The organism is Prevotella sp. P5-92 (assembly GCF_002251245.1).
Lineage (GTDB): Bacteria > Bacteroidota > Bacteroidia > Bacteroidales > Bacteroidaceae > Prevotella.
Window position 1 is genome coordinate 1 of sequence record NZ_NPJG01000107.1, and the last position, 833, is coordinate 833.

An 833-nucleotide genomic window follows, 5' to 3' on the forward strand; every position below is an offset into this window, starting at 1 on the left:
TGGAGTTGAAGAAGATGGCACGCAGCACTTTTTACTATCACATGAAAAATATTGGCAATGATGACAAATACAAGGATGTGAAGGACAAAATAGCAACAATATTCCACAAGCACAAAGGCCGGTACGGGTATCGGAGAGTGACTGAGGAGTTGCGAAAAGATGTCCATGGCATCAACCATAAGACAGTCAAAAGACTCATGGATGAGTTGGGGCTTAAATGTGAGGTGCGTAAAGTGAGATACAGGTCATACAAGGGTGATGTCGGCAAGACTGCGCCCAATGTGATTAACAGGGATTTCACGGCAGAAAGGCCTTTGCAAAAGGTAGCTACCGACGTAACCCAAATAAACATAGGCGGTTCCAAAATTTATCTCTCACCAGTGCTTGACATGTTTAATGGTGAGATTCTCTCCTATGTAATCTCAGAGTCTCCAAACCTCAAGATGGTGATGGACATGCTTAACCAACTTTATGACGAAGTTGGCTCTACAGATGGCATGCTGATGCACTCTGACCAGGGATGGCACTACCAGCATGCCGCATACCAGAGAAGCCTGAAGAACCACCATATTATTCAGAGCATGTCGAGAAAGGGAAATTGTCTTGACAATTCCGTGATGGAGAACTTCTTTGGAATAATGAAGTCGGAGCTGCTGTATGCAAAGGAATACACATCGATGGATTCATTTATAACTGATTTAAAAGAGTATATGGAATACTACAATAATGAAAGAATAAAATTGAGACTCAACGGTATGTCACCTGTTTTATACAGAAAGGCATTCGAACAGGCTCACAGTTATTAACCCGTCCAACTTTTTGGGTTCATTTCA

Annotated in this window: 1 protein-coding gene; it reads left to right on the forward strand. The window is 42.1% G+C overall.

The window, feature by feature from the left end; genetic code table 11:
• A partial coding sequence (locus CIK99_RS10580; RefSeq protein ID WP_144007971.1) for an IS3 family transposase occupies positions 1–806 on the forward strand: 806 nt, incomplete at its 5' end.
• Between the last annotated feature and the right edge of the window lie 27 nt (positions 807–833).